This is a genomic window from Serratia quinivorans, from assembly GCF_946227985.1.
Lineage (GTDB): Bacteria > Pseudomonadota > Gammaproteobacteria > Enterobacterales > Enterobacteriaceae > Serratia > Serratia quinivorans_A.
In genome coordinates this window covers 709217-729340 of record NZ_CAMKGL010000001.1, presented here as the reverse complement: position 1 = coordinate 729340, position 20124 = coordinate 709217, and the positions used below count along the sequence as shown (strand labels likewise).

Annotated in this window: 19 protein-coding genes; 4 read left to right on the top strand and 15 right to left on the bottom strand. The window is 59.1% G+C overall.

The annotated features are described in order from the left end of the window. Window positions 1–3: 3 nt before the first annotated feature. On the bottom strand, window positions 4–930 hold the full coding sequence (locus tag OCH02_RS03390; RefSeq protein ID WP_261429871.1) for a N(4)-(beta-N-acetylglucosaminyl)-L-asparaginase: 927 nt from the start codon (window positions 928–930) through the stop codon (window positions 4–6). Between the two features lie 242 nt (window positions 931–1172). Here OCH02_RS03390 and OCH02_RS03385 point away from each other — a divergent pair, with 242 nt between their 5' ends. After that, window positions 1173–2147 (top strand): alpha/beta hydrolase, encoded by a 975-nt coding sequence (locus OCH02_RS03385; protein ID WP_261429870.1) that lies wholly within the window; start codon window positions 1173–1175, stop codon window positions 2145–2147. Window position 2148: 1 nt separating this feature from the next. Here OCH02_RS03385 and OCH02_RS03380 read toward each other — a convergent pair whose 3' ends face one another. The 6 genes from OCH02_RS03380 to OCH02_RS03355 form a co-directional block, all read right to left on the bottom strand. Further along, complete coding sequence (locus tag OCH02_RS03380; protein WP_261429869.1) at window positions 2149–3117, bottom strand: ABC transporter ATP-binding protein; 969 nt, start codon at window positions 3115–3117, stop codon at window positions 2149–2151. Then, window positions 3107–4093 (bottom strand): ABC transporter ATP-binding protein, encoded by a 987-nt coding sequence (locus OCH02_RS03375; RefSeq protein WP_261429868.1) that lies wholly within the window; start codon window positions 4091–4093, stop codon window positions 3107–3109. The genes OCH02_RS03380 and OCH02_RS03375 overlap by 11 nt, the downstream gene beginning before the upstream one ends. Continuing rightward, window positions 4090–5040 carry an oligopeptide ABC transporter permease gene (gene opp4C / locus OCH02_RS03370; RefSeq protein WP_261429866.1) on the bottom strand — a complete coding sequence of 317 codons (951 nt, stop codon included), beginning with the start codon at window positions 5038–5040 and terminating at the stop codon, window positions 4090–4092. Before opp4C ends, OCH02_RS03375 begins: the two co-directional genes overlap by 4 nt. A 2-nt stretch (window positions 5041–5042) precedes the next feature. After that, window positions 5043–5999, bottom strand: a complete 957-nt coding sequence (locus tag OCH02_RS03365) for an ABC transporter permease (RefSeq protein ID WP_017893140.1) — start codon at window positions 5997–5999, stop codon at window positions 5043–5045. Between the two features lie 48 nt (window positions 6000–6047). Further along, on the bottom strand, window positions 6048–7742 hold the full coding sequence (locus OCH02_RS03360; RefSeq protein WP_261429865.1) for an ABC transporter substrate-binding protein: 1695 nt from the start codon (window positions 7740–7742) through the stop codon (window positions 6048–6050). A 153-nt stretch (window positions 7743–7895) separates the two neighbouring features. Then, the gene (locus OCH02_RS03355) at window positions 7896–9314 is read right to left on the bottom strand and encodes a PLP-dependent aminotransferase family protein (RefSeq protein WP_261429863.1); all 1419 of its coding nucleotides are present in this window, start codon (window positions 9312–9314) and stop codon (window positions 7896–7898) included. A 144-nt stretch (window positions 9315–9458) separates the two neighbouring features. Here OCH02_RS03355 and OCH02_RS03350 point away from each other — a divergent pair, with 144 nt between their 5' ends. Genes OCH02_RS03350 through OCH02_RS03340 form a run of 3 tightly spaced genes read left to right on the top strand, consistent with a single transcriptional unit; the run spans window position 9459 to window position 12033 of the window. Continuing rightward, on the top strand, window positions 9459–10859 hold the full coding sequence (locus tag OCH02_RS03350; RefSeq protein WP_174351939.1) for a cytochrome ubiquinol oxidase subunit I: 1401 nt from the start codon (window positions 9459–9461) through the stop codon (window positions 10857–10859). A 2-nt stretch (window positions 10860–10861) separates the two neighbouring features. Further along, window positions 10862–11869 (top strand): cytochrome d ubiquinol oxidase subunit II, encoded by a 1008-nt coding sequence (gene cydB / locus OCH02_RS03345; RefSeq protein ID WP_261429860.1) that lies wholly within the window; start codon window positions 10862–10864, stop codon window positions 11867–11869. A gap of 14 nt (window positions 11870–11883) precedes the next feature. Then, complete coding sequence (locus OCH02_RS03340) at window positions 11884–12033, top strand: DUF2474 domain-containing protein (RefSeq protein WP_261429859.1); 150 nt, start codon at window positions 11884–11886, stop codon at window positions 12031–12033. Window positions 12034–12082: 49 nt separating this feature from the next. On the opposite strand, the gene OCH02_RS03335 is transcribed toward OCH02_RS03340, so the two are convergent. The 8 genes from OCH02_RS03335 to OCH02_RS03300 are packed head-to-tail and all read right to left on the bottom strand — an operon-like array spanning window position 12083 to window position 20086. Beyond that, window positions 12083–13168 carry a fatty acid desaturase family protein gene (locus tag OCH02_RS03335; protein ID WP_261429856.1) on the bottom strand — a complete coding sequence of 362 codons (1086 nt, stop codon included), beginning with the start codon at window positions 13166–13168 and terminating at the stop codon, window positions 12083–12085. Further along, window positions 13165–14247 (bottom strand): fatty acid desaturase family protein, encoded by a 1083-nt coding sequence (locus tag OCH02_RS03330; protein ID WP_261429853.1) that lies wholly within the window; start codon window positions 14245–14247, stop codon window positions 13165–13167. The genes OCH02_RS03335 and OCH02_RS03330 overlap by 4 nt, the downstream gene beginning before the upstream one ends. Next, a complete protein-coding gene (locus tag OCH02_RS03325; RefSeq protein ID WP_261429852.1) occupies window positions 14240–15373 on the bottom strand; it encodes a sterol desaturase family protein in 1134 nt (377 codons plus the stop codon). The genes OCH02_RS03330 and OCH02_RS03325 overlap by 8 nt, the downstream gene beginning before the upstream one ends. After that, window positions 15370–15987 carry a phosphatase PAP2 family protein gene (locus tag OCH02_RS03320; RefSeq protein WP_261430783.1) on the bottom strand — a complete coding sequence of 206 codons (618 nt, stop codon included), beginning with the start codon at window positions 15985–15987 and terminating at the stop codon, window positions 15370–15372. The genes OCH02_RS03325 and OCH02_RS03320 overlap by 4 nt, the downstream gene beginning before the upstream one ends. Then, a complete protein-coding gene (locus OCH02_RS03315; protein ID WP_261429851.1) occupies window positions 15987–17270 on the bottom strand; it encodes a F390 synthetase-related protein in 1284 nt (427 codons plus the stop codon). Before OCH02_RS03315 ends, OCH02_RS03320 begins: the two co-directional genes overlap by 1 nt. After that, window positions 17267–18073 (bottom strand): MBL fold metallo-hydrolase, encoded by an 807-nt coding sequence (locus OCH02_RS03310; RefSeq protein WP_261429850.1) that lies wholly within the window; start codon window positions 18071–18073, stop codon window positions 17267–17269. Before OCH02_RS03310 ends, OCH02_RS03315 begins: the two co-directional genes overlap by 4 nt. Then, window positions 18066–19082 carry an NAD-dependent epimerase/dehydratase family protein gene (locus OCH02_RS03305; protein ID WP_261429849.1) on the bottom strand — a complete coding sequence of 339 codons (1017 nt, stop codon included), beginning with the start codon at window positions 19080–19082 and terminating at the stop codon, window positions 18066–18068. Before OCH02_RS03305 ends, OCH02_RS03310 begins: the two co-directional genes overlap by 8 nt. Next, window positions 19079–20086, bottom strand: a complete 1008-nt coding sequence (locus OCH02_RS03300) for a 3-oxoacyl-[acyl-carrier-protein] synthase III C-terminal domain-containing protein (RefSeq protein ID WP_261429848.1) — start codon at window positions 20084–20086, stop codon at window positions 19079–19081. Before OCH02_RS03300 ends, OCH02_RS03305 begins: the two co-directional genes overlap by 4 nt. Window positions 20087–20124 lie beyond the last annotated feature (38 nt).

Sequence of the window (20124 nt, the reverse complement as noted above, 5' to 3'; positions counted from 1 at the left end):
CTTTCAGCGGGTAGTGATCATCTCGGCATCGCGTAATTCCGGTGCTGCCATGCCGGTTTGCCACAGCCAGTATTGGATTGGGCCGGGGCAATTGAGGCTGACCACCTTGTGGTTGCCCTGCTTATCGACGGCATGGATCGTCACCCCTTCGGTATAACCGTCCTTCAGGTAGGTCAAATCTTCTATCGCTTCATACACCGCCTGATCCAGCGCCATGCCCATCTTCATGTACAACACCACGGCGCGGCTGGTACCGCAGCGGATGGTCATTTCCCCGGTGTGAGTACAGGCGCAGGCGCCATAGCGGCTGTCGGCATAGGAGCCGCTGCCAATGATCGGGCTGTCTCCCAATCTTCCCGGGTATTTCCACGCCCAGCCCGAGGTCGAGGTAGCGGCACTGAGGGTGCCCCCGCCATCCTGCGCTAAAAACACCGTGGTATCGCGCACTCGCTCCGGATCGGTGGCGTTGTTCGACAGCCCGGCCAGCGGAATATTCGGCCAGTCACGACGCTGTTCGGCACTCATCGCCTGCTCCAGCTTTTCCCACCAGACGCGTTTGGAGTCGGCAATCAGATTGTCACCGGCCAGTGCGCCAATTTCGGCAGCAAAACGTGCTGCCCCGGCACCGACCAGGATCTCGTGGTTAAGGTCTTCCATCACCCGGTACGCCACCTCCACCGGATGCAGGTACCCTTGCAATGCCCCTACTGCGCCGGTGCGCAAGCTGTCGCCGTCCATCACCGAGGCATCCAGTTCCATTTCACCCAACACGTTGGGCCAGCCGCCGTAGCCCACGGTGCGCACGCTCGGATCCAACTCCACCAGCTTGATGCCGTCAACGATGGCGCGCAGGCCGTTATGCCCCTGCTGCAGCCGTTCGGCCGACAGACCGATGCCCGGATGTCCTTCAGAGTTTGCAATCACAATCATAGGGTTTTGTTTCCCGCACGGCGTTAAGCGCCCAAAAGAGGCACCGGGTTATCCGGTGTTCGGCACCAATGGAACACGTGTTCCATTGGTGTTTAAAAAGTATCTTCGCCCCGTAGAAAAGTCAAACTCAGGCGGCCGAAAGCGTGGCGCGGGACGCCTTTTCTCAACGTGCTGTCGGGCCAGCAAACGGCAGCCATTCAACTACACTGTGATCTCGACCGAAAAGCGCATGAGGAGCCATGATGTCCAAGAAAACTGTAGATCCCACCCAACCGGCCGCACAGCATGATATTCGCACCTTTCTGGATGCCTTGAATGCCGGCGGTGGCAAGCCGATGGAAGAAATGAAACCGAAGGAGGCGCGCAAGGTGCTGGAGGGCGCGCAGCGTAGCGTCGAAGTGCCACTGCACGAGGTCGAAATCAGCGAGAAAACCATTCATGTCGAGGGGCAGGATATCCTGCTGCACATTGTGCGACCGGCCAAGGTCAAGGAAGCACTGCCGGTGTTTATGTTCTTCCACGGCGGCGGTTGGGTGCTGGGTGACTTCCCTACCCATGAGCGGCTGGTGCGTGATTTGGTTTACAGCTCAGGTGCGGCCGCGGTGTTCGTCAACTATACCCCGTCACCGGAGGCCCATTACCCGACCGCCATCCATCAGGCCTATGCCGCCACCGAATGGGTGGCCGAATACGGCGAGAAAATCAACGTTGACGGCTCGCGGCTGGCAGTGGTCGGCAACAGCGTAGGCGGCAATATGGCGGCGGCGGTCAGCCTAATGGCCAAAGAAAAAGGGACCCCGGCGCTGCGCACTCAGATCCTGCTGTGGCCGGTGACGCACGCCAGCTTTGATACCGACTCTTATCACCAGTTCGCCGAAGGCCACTTTCTGACCCGCAACATGATGAAATGGTTCTGGGACAACTACACTACCGATAAAGCGCAGCGCAAAGAAATCTACGCCTCACCGCTCAATGCCACGCTGGAGCAGCTAAAAGGCCTGCCACCGGCACTGGTGCAGACCGCCGAGCTGGACGTGCTGCGTGACGAGGGCGAAGCCTATGCCCGGCTGCTGAATGCCGCCGGAGTAGAGGTCACATCCACCCGCTACAATGGGCTGATCCACGATTACGGCCTGCTAAACCCTATCGCCCATGTGCCGGCGGTGCATTCCGCCATCCATCAGGCCGGACGGGCGCTGAAGCATTATCTGGCCTAGGTCACTCGGCATAATGGCAAGCCACCCGATGCCCTGCGGCCACCGTGCGTAATACTGGGGCCTGTTCCCGGCACTGCGCGGTAGCCTGCGGACAACGGGGGTGAAAACGACAGCCATGCGGCGGTTGCGCGGGGTTAGGCAGTTCGCCCCGCGCCATCGCCTGCGGCTGGCGTTGCGGATCCAGACTGGGCACCGCTGCCAGCAGCGCCTGGGTATAGGGATGGCGCGGTTGACCGAACAGGCTGTCGCGGTCTGCGCTCTCGACAATCTGGCCGAGATACATCACCGCCACGTCCTGACACAGGTGCTCCACCACCCCGAGATCGTGCGAAATAAACAGAAAGGTCACCCCCTGCTGCTCCTGAAGATCGGAAAACAGGTTGATGATCTGCGCCTGGATTGAGACGTCGAGCGCCGAAATCGGCTCGTCGGCGACGATAAATTCCGGCTGCAGGATCAGCGCGCGGGCAATGCCGATGCGCTGCCGCTGACCACCAGAAAACTCATGCGGAAAACGGCCGTAGTGCTGCGCCGACAGCCCGCAGATCTCCAGGGTGTCGATCACCCGATCGCGCAGCTCGTTTCTCTGCGCCAGCCCATGTTGCAACAGGGCCTCACCAATCGCATCGCCAATGCGCATCCTCGGGTTCAGCGAACTGTAGGGATCCTGAAACACCAACTGCATCTTCGGGCGCATCTCACGCCGCCGTCGCGGGCTGAGCGCATCCAGCGCCTGTCCCTTGAACAGCACCTCACCGGCGGTTTTGTCATGCAGCCCCAGCAGCGTGCGGCCCACGGTGGTTTTCCCACTGCCGGACTCGCCCACCAGGCCGAAAATCGTGCCTTTTCGAATGCCGAAACTGACGTCATCCACCGCTCGCAGCTGCCCGGTAGTCCGGCCGAACAGGCCTTCTCGCAGCGGAAAATGCTTCTTCAACCCTTTGACCTCCACTAACCACTCAGCCGACATGAATGCGCCCTCCGGCATTCAGAAAACAGGCCGACTGGCGCTGCAATGGGCCATACAAAGGCGGGATGCCGTCGCGACAGCGCGTACTGGCCTGAGCGCAACGATCGGCGAAGGCGCAATGCTCGGGCAGTTTAGCCAAATCAGGGACCTGACCGGGGATCGAATACAGCCTGCGTCGCCGCTGCCCGGCCACCGGCCGCGAAGCCATCAGCCCCTGCGTATAAGGGTGCAGCGGGTTAGCCAGCACTTCACGCGTTGCCCCCTGCTCGACTATCCGTCCGGCGTACATCACCACCAGCCGGTCGGCCATCTGGGCAATCACGCCAAGGTCGTGGGTGATCAGCATCATCGCCATATTATTTTTGCGGGTCTGTTCACGCAGCAATGCCAAGATCTGCGCCTGTACGGTAACATCCAGCGCGGTGGTCGGCTCATCGGCAATCAACAGTGCCGGACGGCAGCTGATGGCCATGGCGATCATAATGCGCTGCAGCATGCCGCCGGAAAGCTGGTGCGGGTAGCTGGTCATCAACGGCTCCGCACGCGCCAACCCCACCTCGGTAATCAGCGCCGTCGCCTCGCGCCAGGCCGCCTTCGGCGAAGCACCGCGATGCCGGATCAGCGGTTCCACCAGCTGTTCGCCGATCGTCAGCACCGGGTTCAGGGCGCTCATCGGTTCCTGGAAAATCATCGCCAATCGGTTACCGCGCAGATCGGCCATCTGCTGCGGCCGCAGCTTCAATAAATCTTGCCCGTCGAAATGGATTTCGCCGCCGTCAATTTGCGCCAGCGGCTGCGGCAACAGCCCCATCAGTGCCATGGCGGTGACGCTTTTACCACAGCCGGATTCGCCGACCACCCCCAGCGTCTGTCCGGCATGCAGTTCAAAACTCAGTTGCTGCACCGCCTGCACCCGGCCCTGCTCACCATTGAAGGCCACCGACAGTTGATTAAAAGCCAGCAGGGGTCGGCTCATGGTCTTGCTCCGTTCATTTTCGGATCGAGCGCGTCCCGCAGGCCGTCACCCAGAATATTAATCGCTACCACGGTGATAAAAATCGCCAGGCCGGGTGGCATCCACAACCAGGGACGACGTTGAAAATCGATCAGGCTGTTGGCAGCGTCCATCATGTTGCCCCACGACGGCGTCGGCGGTACCACGCCCAGCCCCAAATAGCTGAGTGCCGACTCACTGAGAATGGCGTTGGCAACGCCCATGGTCGCCACTACCACCAGGATGGGAATAGTGTTCGGCAACAGATGGCCAAACAGACGCCGCCGGGTGGACAGCCCGAGCACTTCGGTCGCCAACATGAAATCGCGTTCGCGCAGCGACAGGATCTGGCCGCGTACCAGCCGCGCCAATGAAGGCCAGCCCAGCAGGCTGAGCATGATCATTACCATGTAGATACGGTAGTCCGGCGAGACGTCCAGCTCGGACAGCATCGCCCCCATAATGATCAGCAGCGGCAGGCTGGGGATGGTCATCAGCAGATCGGCAAAGCGCATGATCAACTTATCTACCATGCCGCCCAAATAGCCGGACAGTGCGCCCAGCAGGTAGCCGAGCGTGACGGACAACAGCATCGACACCAGGCCGATGGTCAGAGAGATACGCCCCGCCAGCAGCAGGCGCGTATAAATATCGCGACCGAGGAAATCGGTGCCGAGCCAGTGTGCCACATTGGGCGCCTGGTTGATGTTCAGCGCATCACCGGCATCGTCCTGCCAGGGCGACAGCATCGGCCCAAAGACGCACAGCACTGTCAGTATCAACAGCAATAGCAGCGAGGCCATCGCCAGCCGGTGGCGCCGCAGTCGTTGCCAGGCCTGAGCGGTTGGGGGTGGCGACAGCTGCGCCAGCGCCGGAAGTTGCGCCTGCCGCCAGCGGCGACGGCGTCCAAAAAACAGCGTTGCCAGCATCTTCACCTCAAACGAATTCGTGGGTCGGCATAGGCGTACAGAATGTCCGCCAGCAGATTGCCCAAAATGGTCAGCACCGCCAGAAACAGCGTAAACCCCATCAATACCGGATAGTCACGGGCGGCCAGCGAGTCGATGTGGATGTGCCCCGCCCCTGGCCAATTGAAGATTTTTTCGGTGATCAGCGCGCCGGAAAACAGCGCCGGTAATTCAAACCCCAGCAGCGTAATGATCGGCAGCAAAGCATTACGCAGCGCGTGTTTGACGATCACCGTTTTCTCTTTCAGCCCTTTAGCGCGAGCGGTGCGGATGTAGTCCATACGGATCACATCCAGCATGCTGGCGCGGAAATAGCGCGTCAGGGTACCGGCCTGCAACATCACCAGCGCCAGCACCGGCAACAGCAGGTGCGCCGCCACCTCTGCCACCCAGGCCAGCCCGGTCGCTTCGCTGCCGGTGCGCAGCATGCCGCCTGCGGGAAGCCAGTGCAGATCGACGGCAAACCATTTGATCAGCAGCAGGCAAAGGAAAAAGGTCGGAAATGACATGGCGCCGAACACCGCTACGGTGACCAGATGATCGAACAGCGAATAGGGTTTCATCGCCGACGCCACGCCAACCGCCAGCGCAATGCCCCAGTACAACACCAGGGCGACCGAAGCCAGCAGGAACGAATTCCAGATGTACTGGTTCAACAAGGTGCTGACCGGGATCTGGTACTGCAGCGAAAAACCGAGATTGCCTTGCAGTAACTGGCCGAGCCAGTGCCAATAGCGGATCAGCAGCGGTTGGTCCAGCCCGTACAGCGCGCGTAATTCGGCGGCGCGCTGCGGCGTCAGGTTAATGTTGCCGTCAATAAAATCGCCGGGCGTCAGCGCGAAGATAAAGAAAATCAGCAGTGATGCCAGCAGCAGCATCGGCAGGGTTTGCAGCAGGCGGCGCAGGATAAAATTTCTCATGGTGTTTTCCATTACCGCCGCGCGGAGGAGCGCGGCGGTACCTTGCCGTTACTGAGCCAGTTTGACGTCCGGCAGGCTGCCGGTCAGGCCATTGTAGACATCCGGTTTAAAGCCGGTGACGCGAGCGCTGCTGGCACTGAGGATCTTGCGGTTACCCAGCAGGATCACCGGTGGGTCTTCCGCCAGCACCTGATACAGCTGGTGATACAGCGGTTTGCGCTGCCCGATATCCAGCGTGGCGTTAGCCTGACTAATCAGCTGGTCTGCCTGCGGGTTGTGATAGCCGGTTTCACTCAACTGACTGATGAAATCGCGCACCCCGTCATGCGGGTCATTCAACCCGCTGGTGCTGAGCGACGCCAGGTCATAATTCCCGGCCTTGCGCTGTGCCAGCAACGCATTGAAATCCAACACCTGCGGTTTGAGCAGCACGCCTATCTGCCGATAGTTGTCTTTGGCGATCGGCACCAGCGCATCGTTAAGCAGCTTTTTGGTCACCAGCAGCGTCAGTTCCAGTTTCTTGCCGTCTTTCTGGCGAATGCCGTCTGCACCCGGTTTCCACCCGGCCTGATCGAGCAGTTGTTTGGCTTTGTTGACGTCATAGGCGTATGGATTGATACCCTTAGGATCATAGGCCCAGGAAACGGGGGAAATTGGCTGATTGGCCACCGTACCGTATCCCTGATACACCACGGTGATCAGCTTTTGGCGATCCAGGCCATAGATCAGGGCCTGGCGGACACGCGCGTCCTGCAGTGCCGGGCGCTTGAGGTTGAAATCCACCCGGCTATAGTCGCTTGAGCTGTACAGGTTGATATTGGCAAAGCCCAACAGCTTCAACTGCTCAATATCATCGGGCTTGGCGGTAAAGGCGTCGTAGTCGGTTTCACCGGTCTGGAACAGCTGGAAGTTGGTAGCCGGGTTGGTTACACGGTAAATAAAGCGCGCCACCGCCGGCCGGCCAAGGTAGAAATTCGGATTGGCGTGGAAGCGGATCTCCTGCCCAGGAATGTATTTGTCGTAAATATAGGGGCCGTTGCCCAACGGCTTACCATTCAACGCGCGCACGCTTTCCAGCTTGCCGCGTTGATAATCCTTGCCATAGTAGGCTTTCGACAACACCGGCCCGCCGATCAGTTGCAGCGTAGTCGCGCCTGGCTGGGTGGTGGTAATTTGCAGGGTGCGATCGTCAATCACCTTCAGTCCGCTGACGCTGGGCGCGGTGCCGTTTTTATATTCCGCGCCGCCCTGAATATGCGCCGGGGTAATGTCGGTTTCACCGTCATAGGCCGGGTCATGCAGCAGCGTCAGCGTAAAAGCGATGTCTTCGGCTTTGATGGGTGAACCGTCGCTGTAGAGCAGATTGGGGCGCAGCTTGATGGTATACACCCGATTATCCGGGCTGACCTGCCAGGATTCAGCCAATCGCGCCACCGGTTTACCTGCACTGTCCAGGCCAATGAGCCGGGTGAAAATCACATCGGTGACGTTCTCATCCCAGCCGTTGGTGAACAGATAAGGGTTAAAGTTGCCCTGTGGTTCGAGAATACCGGCCACCACGGTGTCTTTACGCAGCGTGGCGGCGTTGGGTACCAGGCTGGCATCGGTGGCCGGAGTGATCCCTTCCGTCAGCGTTTCCGCCAGCGCCTGCCCACCCCATGAAATGCCTAGCGTACCGGCCAGCGCCAGGGACACCAGTCGTTTTTGCAACAGCCTGTTTATATTATTTTTTATTTTTCTCACCCACTGCCCCTCGTTACCCGTTGATAAAATGTGACAAAATTTATCGCAGAGTAATGGGCGGCCGGAGGGCTGTCTAACAACGAAACCGGCATTCCATTGCCGAAAAAAGCATTATGAATTTTTCTATTGCGATATCCGGCCAATCCGCATGGCTCAGCCTGCGGGTTCGAGCTGCCGGATAAGTTTGGCTAAGGTTTTGATTGCTGCCTCGTGCTTGTCGCTCCAGTCAAAAGAGGCGTTCAGGCGGAAACAATGGTTGAAATGGTTGCCGGTGGTAAACATGCGGCCCGGCGCGATACTCACTCCCAATGCCAGCGCCCGCTGGTAGAGTTCCATCGACGACAGCGCCGGATCCAGCTCCAGCCACAGGAAGTAGCCGCCGTCGGGTTGGCTGACTTTGACGGTCGGCGGAAAATGATGGGCAATCGCCTGGCGCATCATGCTTTGGCGCTGCGCCAGCAGGCGGCGCAGGCGCCGCAGGTGAGTATCGTAGCCGCCGTGCAGCAGATAGTCGGCAATCGCCAACTGGGTCGGTACGCTGGTCGAGACGGTGCTCATCAACTGCAACCGTTGGATCTGCTGCGCGTAGCGCCCCGCCGCTACCCAACCGACGCGGAACCCCGGCGCCAGACATTTGGAGAACGACGAACAATGCAGAACCTGCCCACCGCTGTCCCACGCCTTGGCCGGCTGTGGCCGCTCGGCGCTGAAATACAGCTCGCCATAAACGTCGTCCTCAATCAGGGAAATCTGCCGCTCTCGCAGCAAATTCACCAGCCGCTGCTTGTTGTCGTCCGACAGGCTGGCCCCCAGCGGGTTCTGGAAGTGGGTCATCAGCCAACAGGCCTTGATCGGGTACTGCTCCAGCGCCTGCTCGAGCGCATCCAGATCTATACCGTCCTGCGGGTGAGTGGCAATCGCCACCGCCTTCAGACGCAGCCGCTCCAGTGCCTGCAACGCACCATAAAACGCCGGCGATTCAATCGCTACGTAGTCCCCCGGCTGGGTCACCGCCTGCAGGCTGAGGCTCAATGATTCCATCGCCCCGGCGGTAATCACGATTTCGTCCGGTGCCACCTGCATACCGCTCAGCGCATAACGCTGGGCGATGTGGCGGCGCAGTGCTTCATTGCCGGGCGGCAAATTGGCCAGTGAGCTGTGCGGCGTAAACTTGCGTGCCACGCTGCTCAGCGCCCGCGCCAGCTTGGGTTGAGCAAATAAGGTGGCGTCGGGAAACGCCGAACCAAAGGGCACAATCTCCGGATCCTGGCACGCCTGCAGCACATCAAAAATAAAGGTGTTGATATCCACCTGCTCGCTCAGCAACAGCTTTGCGCCGTGTGCCGGCTGCGGCAGCGGCTGCGGACGCGCCGCCACGTAATAACCGGATTGTGGCCGTGCGACGATCCAGCCCTGGCTCTCCAGCAATTGATACGACTGCACCACCGTCATCAGGCTCAGCCCGGCGCGTTTACCGCTCTCGCGCAGCGACGGCAGCTTGTCACCCGCCCGCCATACCCGGTTCTGGATCTGTTCACGAATCTGTTGTGCAAGCTGTTCGTATCTGGTCATAAGCCCTAACTGTTATATAAAAAAGTGAAATAACTGTCACTATTATAGTTAATGTACTCCGTGCTTAACTTGACGCCAAGCTTTCGATAGAAAAATTACCGCTATACTGAAGAGGCCATTTTATGTACAACCCGAGGAGGCGCCATGCTGGGTCTTGATGCACTGGAACTTGCCAGAATACAGTTCGCCTTCACCGTTTCTTTCCATATCATTTTCCCTGCAATTACCATTGGCCTGGCCAGTTATCTGGCGGTGCTGGAAGGGTTGTGGCTGAAAACGCGGAATGAAACCTACCGCGATCTCTATCATTTCTGGTCAAAAATTTTCGCCGTCAACTTCGGCATGGGCGTAGTGTCCGGCCTGGTGATGGCCTATCAGTTCGGCACCAACTGGAGCTTTTTCTCCGAGTTTGCCGGCAGTATCACCGGCCCGTTACTGACCTACGAAGTGCTGACCGCCTTCTTCCTGGAGGCCGGTTTCCTTGGGGTAATGCTGTTCGGCTGGAACCGTGTCGGCCCTGGCCTGCACTTCTTCGCGACCTGCATGGTGGCGCTGGGGACGCTGATTTCCACCTTCTGGATCCTGGCCTCCAACAGCTGGATGCAGACCCCACAGGGCCACGAAATCATTAACGGCCAGGTGGTGCCGGTCGACTGGCTGAAAGTGATTTTCAACCCGTCATTCCCGTACCGGCTGTTGCACATGTCAACCGCGGCTTTCCTGTCCTCGGCGTTCTTTGTCAGTGCCTCCGCCGCCTGGCATTTGCTGCGCGGGCGTGACACTCCGGCGATGCGCAAAATGCTGTCGATGGCAATGTGGATGGCGCTGATTGTCGCACCGATACAGGCGATGATCGGCGATGCCCACGGCCTGAATACGCTGAAATATCAGCCGGCAAAAATCGCGGCTATCGAAGGCCACTGGGAAAACCCGCCGGGTGAAGCCACCCCGCTGATCCTGTTCGGCTGGCCGGATATGCAACGCGAGGAAACCCGCTTCAAGCTGGAAGTGCCTTACCTGGGCAGCCTGATCCTGACCCACAGCCTGACCGAGCAGGTACCGGCGCTGAAGTCCTTCCCACCGGAGGACCGGCCGAATTCCACGGTGGTGTTCTGGTCGTTCCGCATTATGGTGGCGCTGGGCATGCTGATGATCCTCGCCGGGGTCTGGAGCCTGTGGCTGCGCTGGCGCGGTGGCCTGTATCAGTCCCGGCCGTTCCTCTACTTCATTTTGTGGATGGGGCCTTCCGGGTTACTGGCCCTGCTGGCGGGTTGGTTCACGACCGAGATTGGGCGTCAGCCGTGGGTGGTCTATGGCCTGCTGCGCACCAAGGATGCGGTCTCCGCACACGGTGACCTGCACATGAGCATCAGCCTGCTGGCGTTTATCATCGTCTACTGTTCGGTGTTCGGCGTGGGCTACTCCTACATGATGCGACTGATCCGTAAAGGGCCGCAGCAGCATGAAGGGCATGAAGATGACACCGAAGGCCGACCGGCACGTCCGCTGTCTGCGGTGAAAGAAACTCTGGATGACAGGAGCTGAACATGGGCATTGATCTTCCGCTGATTTGGTTTGTGATCATCGTGTTCAGCACCATGATGTACGTGGTAATGGACGGCTTTGATTTGGGTATCGGTATTCTGTTCCCCTGGGTTAAGGACAGCGGTGACCGTGATGTAATGATGAACACCGTCGCCCCGGTGTGGGACGGCAATGAAACCTGGCTGGTTCTGGGGGGGGCGGCGCTGTTTGGCGCCTTCCCATTGGCTTACGCGGTGATCCTCGACGCGCTGGCCATTCCGCTGACCCTGATGTTGTTTGGTCTGATCTTCCGCGGCGTGGCCTTTGAGTTCCGCTTTAAGGCCACGGCAGAAAAACGCCACATTTGGGACAAGGCGTTCATCTGGGGCTCTATCTTCGCCACCTTCAGCCAGGGGGTGGTGGTGGGTGCCATCATCAAAGGTTTCCCGGTCAACGGCCGCACCTATGCCGGTGGCGCTCTCGACTGGCTGACCCCATTCGCGCTGTTTTGCGGATTGGGGCTGGTGGTGACCTATGCGTTGCTCGGCTGCACCTGGCTGGTGATGAAAACCGCCGGTGACCTGCAGGCCCGCATGTACCGTTTGGCTACGCCGCTGCTGGTTACCCTGCTGCTGGTGTTGGCAGTGGTCAGTATCTGGACGCCGATTGCTCACCCGGAGATCGCCACCCGCTGGTTCTCACTGCCGAATCTGTTTGTGCTGCTGCCGGTGCCGATCCTGGTGCTGCTCAGCGCCTGGGGCATTGGGCATGGCGTGAAAAATGCGGCGCACTACTCGCCATTCTTGCTCACCCTACTGCTGGTGTTCCTTGGCCTCAGTGGTCTGGGCATCAGTATTTGGCCGTTGTTGATCCCACCGTCCATCACCCTGTGGCAAGCCGCTGCGCCGCCGCAAAGCCTGGGCTTTATGCTGGTGGGCGCGCTGTTTATCATTCCAATTATTTTGGTTTACACCTTCTGGAGCTACTACGTGTTCCGCGGCAAGGTCAGCCATGAACATGGTTATCATTGAGGAGGGAAAAAACTATGCAGGATAAAACCGCACCGGTACCGGCCCCCTGGTGGAAACGCATTGGCTGGCTGGTGGTGATCTGGAGCGCCAGCGTGCTGGGGCTGTTCGCGGTCGCTTCGATATTCCGCCTGTTGATGAATGCCGCGGGCATGCGATCGCATTAATCCAGGCGTTGTCTGGCAAGCGTGGGCAGTAAAATGCCCACGCTAATCACTAAACCGGTTTACGCCCCATCGCGCTGAGAAAGCGCTGTTGCAGACGCAGTAACTCCCCCAGTTCCAACACGCGATAATCGATACCAAAACGCGGTGCCACCTCGGCAATGATACGGCTTAATGCCGGGTAATGCCGGTGACTCCAGTGCGGGAACAGATGGTGGGTCAGGTGCAGATTAGCACCGCCCAACCAATAACCCAGCCAGCGCGGGCGCGTGAACCAGTCAAAGGTCGTCGCGAACACATGGTGATACCAGCCGTGCGCTACTGGCCCCTGCTCCGGCGCCTGATAAAACTGCGCCTTGGCCCAGTGGGTGCCGATAATCAACATCACAAACAGCAGTGAAGACAGCATCTGGCTGAGCAGATAAACCAGCAGGATCTGCCCCACGCCGATTGCCGGCGGCAGCAGATAGCACGGGATCGCCAGCGCCAGTATCAGGTGCGCTGCTTTGCCCGCCAGAAAAATACCCCAGCCGTGTAGGCCCTGTTGTGCCATCCGCGCCCTGACCCGGGTTCGCCCTGCCCGATCCAGCCAGTCGAACAGCCAGATGTAATACGGAAAGGTCATCGCCGCCACCAGCGGCCAGTAAAAGCGCTGCGCGCGCATAAAGGGCCGCCAACGCTGGAACGGCGTTTGCCGCAGCACGCCATTGGCGTCGATATCGGGATCGTAATGCTCGATGTTGTTGTGCGCGTGGTGAAAAATAACGTGCCGTACCCGCCAGCAATCGGGATCCAGGCCGAGCGGGATACTCACCAGGCAATTCAGCCAGCGGTTGGCCCAGGGCTGCCGGAAAAACGCGTTGTGCGACGCGTCGTGCACCACGTTGACCGTGAGGAACATGCCGATGAAGATAAAACCGAAGTAGCAGGCAAAAAATAGCCAGAGGCTCTGTTGCTGCAGGCTCAACCCATAACAAAGCGCGCACAGCGCCAGCAGGAAAAGCACTTTCGCCAGCATACCGCCATCGGCAAAACGATGGTCGCGATGCTCAGTCAGATAGCCCTGCGCGGCCTGCATCAGCGCACGATGCAGCCCGGTGTCATCCGGCTTGAAAGCTAACGGACGCAGTGGCTTCATGGCTGTCCCATACGCCGTAAGAAATGCTGTTGCTGCGCCAGCAGTTCGCGGTAACCAATGCAGCGGTATTCCATGCCGTGTTGTTCCGCCAACTGCGCCACTATGGCGGCCAGCGCCGGATAATGGCGATGATTCCAGCCGGGAAACAGATGATGGGTCAGATGATAATTCAGCCCGCCGGTCAGGTGCTGCAACCCACGCGGCGACGTTTGCCAGTCGCAGGCGGTCGCGAAATTATGGCGATACCAGCCATGTGGCATGCTTTCGCCCTCCGGGGCCGGGTAAAATTCGGCCTGCGCCCAATGGGTACCCAGCAGCAGAAACACCACCAACAACGAGGCACACATCTGGCTGATGACATAGGCCAGCAGCACCCACGGCCAGCCGATACCGTGCTGCTGGCACAGCACCAGCGGCAGCGCCAATACCAGCACCAAATGGCCAATCTTGCACAGGATAAACACCGCCCAGCCGCTGCGGCCCGGTAGAATGTTCTTTTCATGCAGCGGGGTTTTACCCAGGCGATCTGACCAGTCAAATATCCAGGCGATATACGGCAAGGAGAGTGCGGCAATCAGCGGCCAGTAGAGGTGCTGATAACGCATATGCTTGCGCCAGCGCTGGAACGGCGTCTGGCGGAAAAAACCATTCTCTTCGGTATCCAGATCGTAATGTTCGACGTTGGCGTAAAGGTGGTGGTATTCCACATGGCGCACCCGCCAATAATCCGGATCCACCCCCAGCGGCAGCGTCACCAGTCGCCCCGCCAGTCGGTTAGCCCAAGGGGCACGTAGAAAAGCATTATGCGAGGCATCGTGGTTAACATTCACGTTGAGCAACATGCCCATCATCACGAACAAAAAATAGCAGGTAAAAAAGGCCCAAACCTGCTGCTGCATTAGACTTAGCGCGTAAAAGCCCACGCACAGCGCCAACAACAGCGCCGCCTTTGCCAACCGCCAACCGTCGGCATAGCGATGGTCACCGGCCAGATAGGCATGAGCCGCCCGTTTAAGCGCACGATGGAACAGCTGTTCACCGTCGGCGGGAAACTTCAGTGAAACCAGTGTGTCAGCCATGAGGTTCCTCCACCGGCTTAAGAGCGCGTACGCGGCCCCAGCCCAACGCCACACAAACACCGTGCAATGCGATCAAGGCCATCGCGAGATGCCAATAAAGCTGCGGCCAGCCCAGATAACCGATAAACAACAGCGGGAGACTCAGCGTCATCATCAACCAGACGACAATCGCCCAACGATGCCCTTCGGTCATGCCGCCCAGCGCCATCGAGCCCAATGCCAGCAACACCAACAGCGCCATCTGCGGCCAGCTGATATCGCTGTAGCCATAGCCGTACTGGTCAACATAGCCAATCACCAGCGCAAACAGCAGCATCGCCCCGCTGAACACGCTAAGCGCCGAGTAGCGAAAACGACCGTTGCTCGCCCTGGGCCGCCAGCGCAGGCGAAAATAGCGCAGGAATGGCAGATTGCTGGCCCAGAACGGATTGGCAGACGGCTTATCACCGCTAACCCCATACACAAACGGCGCTTGCGGCAGGCCCGGGCAAAAAGTGCCGAACAGCTTGTCCCAAAAAATAAAGCTGCCGCCGAAGTTCTGGTTCGAATAGGCCATATCTTTAACGTGATGCACCCGATGGTGCGCTGGCGTAACAAGAATATGCTCCAGCCAGCCGAGCTTGGGGGAGAGCGCATTATGGTTAAACAGCTGGATGCTGTAGTGCAGGATCGAGACCGTGACAAACACCGATAGCGGCACGCCCAACAGGGCCAGCAGAAGAAAAAACGGGATCGAGGTCAGCGACGAATACCAGGAATTGCGTACCCCCAGCGACAGATTGAAATGCTCACCCTGATGATGCACCACATGTACCGCCCACAACACGCGCAGATAATGATGCAAGCGATGCAACCAGTAAAAACCGAAGTCCCACGCCAGCAGGGCAAACAGCCAAATCAGCACCGGTGGCCAACGGCTCAGCAGATCCAGGCTGAAGTGCGCCGCCACATAGCCGTAGCAGGTGATTTCCAGCCCGCGGAACAACCACAGCATGATATGGCCGGAGTTCAGATTGAACACCAGATCGTGCCAGTTGACCTGCTGGCGCTGTGCATACTGCAGCACCAGCGCCTCGCCAATCACGACAAACAGCATGAACAGGATAGGCATCGCCAGTTCGCTCATTCTATCTCTCCTCTGGCGGTGTCTCGCCGCCAGCTTTCTTTGCGCTGAACCAGCCAGCCGGCCAAAAATGCCAGCAACGCCCCGCTAACCAGATCGACCAGCAGATGGCGGCGCAGTTGTAAAATGGAAAAGGCAATCGCCAGCGCCCACAGCATCAACAGCGCGGTTCTCACTTTACGCTGCGGATCGCTCAGTGCCCATACCGCCTGCACCGTCAGCGCCATATGTAACGACGGCAGGCAGTTTTGCAGCGAATCCACCTGGGTCAGCGCCACCAGCAGCGTTGAACTCACGCCGACTCCGCCGTCTGACGGATAAGCCATAGTGGTCGGCCACAACAGGTAGACCGCCCCGGCTCCCAACGCCGTCAGTTGCATCGCGGCACGCAACCATCGAACCCGCGGGATCGGGGCCAGCAAGTAACCCAGCGGAATAATGATAAAGAAAGACAGGTACAGCCAAATGGCCGTCGGACTAAACGGGATCCAACGGTCAATCGCCGAAGGGGGAAGCAGCGTACCCACGCCCTGCAGGCGATCGGTACTGCGATAAATCACCCCAACGAATCCCCAGCCCAACAGCATTTGCCACAGCCGGTACGGCAGCGTTTTCATCATGCCGCCACCTGTCGGGTGATCCGTCTTCTCTTGCGATCAAACTGCGGCATCACCGCCTGCACGCTCAGTTGCCATTCAAGCCCAGCGCTGTCGATGCCATGGCGTTCAAACAAGGCAGACAGTTGCAACTGGCAGTGCGCCAGTTCGGCTTCGCTACAGTCGGCAATCAGTTGCAACTGCCGCTCGCCGCTCTGAATTAGGCGGTAATCGCTGGTCAGCGGCAGTGCATTGGCAATAGCACGGCTGCACAAATCGGCAAACACCCGCTGCGGCCGGCCAAGGGCATCCGGCAACATCAGTTGATCGTCACGCCGTCCTTCGATGCGGGCAATCGCCATTGACGACTGCCCACAGGGGCAAGGCTCGGTCTGCCTGACCAGCACGTCATCCAGCCGATAGCGAACGATCGGTTGGGTGCTGCGGGTGAAGTCGGTGATCAACGGCGTAAAGCGCTGCTCATCAATCCATTGAGGTTCGATATGCAAAAACTCTTCGTTCAGGTGCAGGGTACCGTGCGCGCAGGTGGCGGCCAGAAAGCCTTCGGTGGCCTGATAGACCTCACCCACCGCCGGAAACACCTGCGCCAGCAGTCGCCGGTCTTGCTCCTCCAGCACCTCGGCCACCGAAATCACCTTTTTAACCTCGAGCCGAACTTTTCTGTCCAACACCGCCAACGCTAATGCACGCAACACCTGCGCCGGTGCGACGATAATCGTCGGTGCCTGTTGCTCCAACCGTGCCAACTGCGCGGCAAAAGGGGCGAAGAGATCGTAAAACTCCAGGCTAAGCCAGCGGTTGTTGACGCTGTGATACAGGTTATTGTCCGCCCGCAGAAACAGCGCCACGCGCTCACCGGCAAACAGCCCGTCCGGCAGCATTTTCGCCAGCATGCCACCGGCCCAAAGGCTTTGTTCATGCGGGCTGACGACAAAAATACCGCGCTGGCCGGAAGTGCCCGATGACAGGCCCACGCTGTATTTACCGATTTTCGGGCTGAAATCCCGCTGTTGCTCGCTGCGCCGCGCGCAGGCCAGCAGCTGATCGCGCTGCAGCCCGGCGGTATTCATTTGGTCAAACTGCGCCATCATCAGCGCTTTGTCCATTTGCGGCCATTCGGTAATCGCTTGCTGTTTAAAACGGCTGAAATAAGGACTCTTCGCCAGCACACGGCGCGCAAAACGCCTGAGCCGTTTGGCCTGGTATGCCTCCAGCGACTGGCGATCGCCAAAGGTTAAGCGCCGGCTGCGAAAGTAATGCCACAGCGTCATCAGCGGGATCATAAATCCCCCTCATGACACAGTAAAATATTCGCGTTGCCGCTCGCCCATAGCTGATTCAGGCGCTCCAGCGTGCGGTAATAGGCGCTGGCATCGTCCATCACCAGATTGGCCAACCGCGAAGGCCCGCGCAATTGCTGATAACTCAGCGGCGACCAGGCCGCGTCGCTGGCCAGCAGCGTCCAACCACCGTCGGTGAGAATAAAGGCACCAATGTGCCCGGCCGCATGCCCCGGCAAATCAACCAGCAGGATCTGCCCTTCACTGCCCGGCAGCGCATAGCCGCGCTCGAAAGGGGCTAGTAACGCGGGCAGGCTGACCTGTGGGAAACCCTCGATAAACTGCAGATTACTCTCGAAATCTTCTGGGATCAGGCCGGGGATAAAGGCGCGTTTTAAGGCCGCGAAGCCGCGTAAAGTGCGAGTTTGCCGCCAGCCTTCGCCAGAGCAGATGAAATCGAGGTGTTTGAAATCACGCAGCCCGGCAATATGGTCGGCGTGAAAGTGCGAGATAATCAGCGCCTGAATATCATTAGCCGCGTAACCGGCAGACAGTAGCTGCTGACTCAGAGACTCACGGGGGTCGAAATACACCGGCGTCATGTGGCGGTAGATGCGGAAAATGCCGGACTGCGTCTGCTGCTGGAAATAGTGCGCATAACCGGTATCCCACAGCCAACGACGATCCCCCACTTCCAGTAAATAGGCACGGGCAGGGAATTTACACACCCGAAAACCGGCACCGCGCAGCGCCATGCAGCCGATATGGGTACAGTACCCCACTTCAAAAGCCGTCACCTTAGCCATGGGGCTGATCTCCCTGCCGTTTAAGCCACTCGCCGGTGATGAGGATCCCCTCTTCCATAGAATAACGTGGCCGATAACCTAACTGTTCCACAGCAAGGGTTTGGCTCAGCGTCATATCGAAATGCACCGCCGCCACGCTATAGCGCGTCAGCTGAGGTTCTTTGCCTGTAAAATGGGCCAGCAATTCCAGCCCGCCCGCCAACGCATACAGCAAGGAATAGGGCACGGCCTGTAGCCGGTAGCGCAAGCCCAATTGTTGACGCAGCAGCGAATCCAGCATCTCCGCCAGCCGCTGCGGCTGATGATTGCTGATGTTGTAGGCCGCGCCGGATGGCAACCCGTGCTGGCGGCTGGCCAGATCCATCGCATGCACCACATTCAGTACAAAGGTCAGATCCAATACCGCGTTGCCCGCGCCAGGTAACCGCAGCACCCCGCGATCGCGATCCAGCTGTTGCAGCACCCGCGGTACAATCACCCGGTCATAGGGGCCGAACAGCCCTCTGGGCCTGAGAATAATATAGGTAGTTTGCGGGTAACGCGGCACCAGTGCCTGCAGCCGCTGCTCGGCGGCATATTTGCTGGCGGCGTAATGATTGGCGAAACGCCGGGCGCGATACCCTTCATCAATATTCTGGTGCGGCCGAAAATCGAAATAGATTGCCGGCGTGGAGATGTGAACAAAACGTCGGACACCGCAGTCCCCTGCCGCCTGCGCCAGCTTTTCGGTCGCGACCTCGTTGGCCTGATAAAACGCGGCCTGGCTGCCCCAGGGGGAAGATTTTGCCGCGCAGTGCCAGACCCAATCACAGCCGGTCATCAGTTGACGGCACTGCTCCGCCGTGGCCTGCGTCAAGTCCAGCGGGCTGAACCCGGCCCCCAACGCACGCAGTTCCTGCCCGGCGCGGCTATCACGCCCGGTGGCATGAACCTGATGGCCCGCGTCCAGCAACCACTGCGCCGCATTACGCCCCAGTCCGCTGGTGGCCCCGGTGACCAAGACCTTCATGGCAGCAACACCATGCCGGCCAGCGACAACCCGGCGGCGGTGCCGATCAGCATCACCGGCTTACCAGGGTTAAAACGACCGCCGGTAACGGCAGCATGTAGCGCCGTCGGGATAGACGCCGCCACCTGATTACCGTGATAGCGATAAATATCCACCAGTACCTCAGGGGAAACGTGCAGCCGCTTACGCATATGCTCAAGCGACAGGTGGCTCGCCTGATGCGGCACCACCGTGGCGATCTGCGCCAATGTCAGGCCACTGGCTGCCAGCAAACGAGCAAGATAATCTTCGATCAGTGCCGACGCCTGGCGGAACAGCTGTTTACCCTGCATATGGAACAGGAAATCGCTGTTATTCATCCCGGCGCGCGGGTTGCGCCGCGTTCCTCCGGCACGGATCTCGCACAGCTCACTGCCTTCGGGATAGGTCTCCACCAGGCTGGCCAAAATACCGCTGCTGCCGTCGCCACGCTCGACGATGGCACAGGCCGCACCGTCGCCAAAAATCAGCGAAGATTCTTCATGCTGCCAGTCAATACCGCGTGAAGCCAAATCGGCGGAAACAATAGCAATGCGCCGGTAGGTACCGGCATTCAGCAACCCGGCGGCCACCTGCATGGCGGAAATAAAGCTGACGCAGCTGCTGTTGATATCGAAACCGGCGGTGCCCGATGCCAGCCCGGCCACTTTAAGAATGTGCGCAGCGGTGCAAGGCAGGGCCTGCACTGAAATCGCGGACGCGGAAATCAGCAAATCTATCGATTGTGCATCGATGCGGCAACGGATTAAGGCATCCTGCAATGCTGCGACGGCCAGTTCAGCCTGGCTGGCATCATCGGTGGCGTGAAAACGGTAGCTGATACCGGAGCGTTTCTCGACGTAGCCTGTCGGTTTGCACAGCAGGCTATCCAGCGCGGAGGAGTCGACTCGGTTGGGTGGCAGCGCTGCCCCCGTGGCGATGACTTTCAACGGCAGCAACATGGGTGAACATGATTGTGTTGTCATTATTATTGTTAACTAACCTGCATATCCATAAAGCGATC

What these genes read in the sequence shown, in the direction of transcription:
- OCH02_RS03390 (WP_261429871.1), bottom strand. Translation starts at nt 930, where the DNA reads ATGATTGTGATTGCAAACTCTGAAGGACATCCGGGCATCGGTCTGTCG.
- OCH02_RS03385 (WP_261429870.1), top strand. Translation starts at nt 1,173, where the DNA reads ATGTCCAAGAAAACTGTAGATCCCACCCAACCGGCCGCACAGCATGAT.
- OCH02_RS03380 (WP_261429869.1), bottom strand. Translation starts at nt 3,117, where the DNA reads ATGTCGGCTGAGTGGTTAGTGGAGGTCAAAGGGTTGAAGAAGCATTTT.
- OCH02_RS03375 (WP_261429868.1), bottom strand. Translation starts at nt 4,093, where the DNA reads ATGAGCCGACCCCTGCTGGCTTTTAATCAACTGTCGGTGGCCTTCAAT.
- opp4C (WP_261429866.1), bottom strand. Translation starts at nt 5,040, where the DNA reads ATGCTGGCAACGCTGTTTTTTGGACGCCGTCGCCGCTGGCGGCAGGCG.
- OCH02_RS03365 (WP_017893140.1), bottom strand. Translation starts at nt 5,999, where the DNA reads ATGAGAAATTTTATCCTGCGCCGCCTGCTGCAAACCCTGCCGATGCTG.
- OCH02_RS03355 (WP_261429863.1), bottom strand. Translation starts at nt 9,314, where the DNA reads ATGACCAGATACGAACAGCTTGCACAACAGATTCGTGAACAGATCCAG.
- OCH02_RS03350 (WP_174351939.1), top strand. Translation starts at nt 9,459, where the DNA reads ATGCTGGGTCTTGATGCACTGGAACTTGCCAGAATACAGTTCGCCTTC.
- cydB (WP_261429860.1), top strand. Translation starts at nt 10,862, where the DNA reads ATGGGCATTGATCTTCCGCTGATTTGGTTTGTGATCATCGTGTTCAGC.
- OCH02_RS03340 (WP_261429859.1), top strand. Translation starts at nt 11,884, where the DNA reads ATGCAGGATAAAACCGCACCGGTACCGGCCCCCTGGTGGAAACGCATT.
- OCH02_RS03335 (WP_261429856.1), bottom strand. Translation starts at nt 13,168, where the DNA reads ATGAAGCCACTGCGTCCGTTAGCTTTCAAGCCGGATGACACCGGGCTG.
- OCH02_RS03330 (WP_261429853.1), bottom strand. Translation starts at nt 14,247, where the DNA reads ATGGCTGACACACTGGTTTCACTGAAGTTTCCCGCCGACGGTGAACAG.
- OCH02_RS03325 (WP_261429852.1), bottom strand. Translation starts at nt 15,373, where the DNA reads ATGAGCGAACTGGCGATGCCTATCCTGTTCATGCTGTTTGTCGTGATT.
- OCH02_RS03320 (WP_261430783.1), bottom strand. Translation starts at nt 15,987, where the DNA reads ATGAAAACGCTGCCGTACCGGCTGTGGCAAATGCTGTTGGGCTGGGGA.
- OCH02_RS03315 (WP_261429851.1), bottom strand. Translation starts at nt 17,270, where the DNA reads ATGATCCCGCTGATGACGCTGTGGCATTACTTTCGCAGCCGGCGCTTA.
- OCH02_RS03310 (WP_261429850.1), bottom strand. Translation starts at nt 18,073, where the DNA reads ATGGCTAAGGTGACGGCTTTTGAAGTGGGGTACTGTACCCATATCGGC.
- OCH02_RS03305 (WP_261429849.1), bottom strand. Translation starts at nt 19,082, where the DNA reads ATGAAGGTCTTGGTCACCGGGGCCACCAGCGGACTGGGGCGTAATGCG.
- OCH02_RS03300 (WP_261429848.1), bottom strand. Translation starts at nt 20,086, where the DNA reads ATGACAACACAATCATGTTCACCCATGTTGCTGCCGTTGAAAGTCATC.